Genomic DNA, 2,028 nt, shown 5'->3' with positions numbered 1-2,028 from the left:
GGCCGTGGTCAGGGCGAGGCCGGTGTTCTCCGAGAGCGGATAGACGGTCTGCACCAAGCCCTTGCCAAAGGTGTTTTCGCCCACCACCAGGCCGCGGTCGTGGTCCTGGATGGCGCCGGCGACGATCTCCGCCGCCGAGGCCGTGAACCGGTTCACCAGCACCACCAGGGGATAGTCCTTGCCCAGGTTGCCGCGGCGCGCGGTGTAGCGCTTCTCCGCCGAGGCGCGCCCGCGATGCGAGACGATGACCGCGCCTTTCTTCAGGAACTTGTCGGCTACGCCCACGCCCTCGCCGAGCAGGCCGCCGGGATTCTGCCGCAGGTCGAGGATCAGGCCCTTGAGCTCGCCGAACTCGTCCAGCGCTGCCTGCACCTCGTCCTCGGTGGTCTCATTGAAACCGGAGACGTGCATGTAGCCGATCCCCGGGCGAACCAGGAAGTGCAGGTCCACGCTGTAGCGCGGGATCTCGTCGCGAATGATGGTGAACTCCAGCGGCTTGTCCAGTCCCTCGCGCACGATGGTGATGCGCACCTGGGTGCCTTTGGGTCCCTTGAGTAGTTCCGCGACGTCGGAGGTGGTCATCCCGTCGGTGGGCTTGCCGTCCACTCCGGCGATGATGTCGCCCGGGCGGATGCCGGCGCGGTAGGCGGGCGTCCCCACGAAGGGCGCGATCACGATGACCTTGTTATTCCGCGGGCCCACCGTCATGCCCACGCCGTAGTACTTGCCGCGCTGTTCCTCGCGCAGCAGGGAATAGGACTTGGGATCGAAGAAGTTGGAGTGCGGATCCAGTACCCGCAGCATGCCGGGGATGGCGCCGTTGTAGATGGCCTTGTCCGGATTCACCGGGTCGGCGTAGTTCTGCTCCACCAGGGTGTAGACCTGGCTAAAGGAGCGCAGGCTGTCCTGGACGTCGCTGTCGCCGCCGGGGAGGCCGCGGTCGAGCTTCTGTCCGAACAGGCCTCCGAGCAGGCCGAAAACCAGAAGTACCAGAACAACCGAGAAGAGCGAGCGGCGAGAACTGACGGCCATCGTGTCCGTGTCCTTGCGACGCGACGGCCACCCGGAACGGGTTTCCCGTCGAGCCATGTGAGATTGAAATCAGTATAGCAAAAGTCAGGGGCGAGGGATGAGGGGCGACGGGCGAGTGAAACCGGGCGGTTACCTTCGGGTGATCTTCGCGTCACCGGTCGCGCGCGGAGAAGTCCCCACCCTTCGCCAAGAGCGGGCGAAAGGGTGGGGCACCCTAACCGCTGGTGGCTCGGAGCTGCTATCATTTCCGCATGAATCTTGGCTTCCCGGAGATGCTGTTTCTGGGCCTGCTGGCGCTGCTGCTGTTCGGGCCGCGGCGGCTGCCGGAGATCGGCCGCCAGATCGGCAAGGCGCTGGGCGAGTTCAAGCGCGCCTCCAGCGAGTTCCAGACCCAGTTGGAGGACGAGGTGCGCCAACTGGAGGTCCAGGAAGACAGCCAGCGCAGCATCGCCCCGCCTGCGGCGCCCGAGGGCAGCATCGCGCAGACGGCGGCACCGTCCCCGGCTTCGGCGTCTCCTGTCTCCACGGGCCCGGCCTCGAGCCCGCCGCTCCCCGCCTCGTCGGGCGCCAACGGGGGCGGCGACGCCAACAGGGGCGACGGAGCCAACGGTGCCTGAGACCGTGGCCGAGCCGGCCCCTGCGTCCGAGGAACCTCGCGAGGAAACCCGCGACGCCCTGACCGGCATGAGCTTCCTCGAGCACCTGGAGGAACTGCGCCGCCGCATCATCTACAGCCTGCTGAGCGTGGGCGTCTGCTTCGGCGTGGCCTGGTCGTACTCCGACCGCATCTTCGCCCTCATGCAGCGGCCCATCGTAGAGGCGCTGCGCAATCACAAGCTGGACGAGAAGCTGGTCTACCTGAACCCCACCGAGCCCTTCAACCTTTACTTAAAGGTGGGGATGGTGGCGGGAGTGTTCCTGGCCTCGCCCCTGGTGCTCTACCAGGTGTGGCTGTTCATCTCCCCCGGACTCTATCGCCGCGAGAAACGCTACATC

Annotated in this window: 3 protein-coding genes; 2 read left to right on the top strand and 1 reads right to left on the bottom strand. The window is 66.5% G+C overall.

Annotated elements, in window-relative coordinates:
- Nucleotides 1-1,032 (bottom strand): S41 family peptidase (locus tag VGQ94_09395; protein HEV2022733.1); only part of this gene is annotated, 1,032 nt, incomplete at its 3' end.
- A 251-nt stretch (nucleotides 1,033-1,283) separates the two neighbouring features.
- On the opposite strand from VGQ94_09395, the gene VGQ94_09390 reads away from it, so the two are divergent.
- Together VGQ94_09390 and VGQ94_09385 are read left to right on the top strand one after the other, a co-directional pair.
- Nucleotides 1,284-1,649 (top strand): twin-arginine translocase TatA/TatE family subunit, encoded by a 366-nt coding sequence (locus tag VGQ94_09390; GenBank protein ID HEV2022732.1) that lies wholly within the window; start codon nucleotides 1,284-1,286, stop codon nucleotides 1,647-1,649.
- Nucleotides 1,642-2,028, top strand: a 387-nt coding sequence (locus VGQ94_09385) for a twin-arginine translocase subunit TatC (GenBank protein HEV2022731.1), incomplete at its 3' end; no start/stop codon positions are given. The genes VGQ94_09390 and VGQ94_09385, both read left to right, overlap by 8 nt.

Source organism: Terriglobales bacterium (assembly GCA_035937135.1).
GTDB lineage: Bacteria > Acidobacteriota > Terriglobia > Terriglobales > Acidobacteriaceae > DASYVL01.
The sequence above is the reverse complement of the archived record's forward strand: the minus strand, read 5'-3'. Positions and strand labels throughout refer to the sequence as shown.

Excerpts from the sequence above, each read along its gene's own strand:
- VGQ94_09390 (HEV2022732.1), top strand. The coding sequence starts at position 1,284 with ATGAATCTTGGCTTCCCGGAGATGCTGTTTCTGGGCCTGCTGGCGCTG.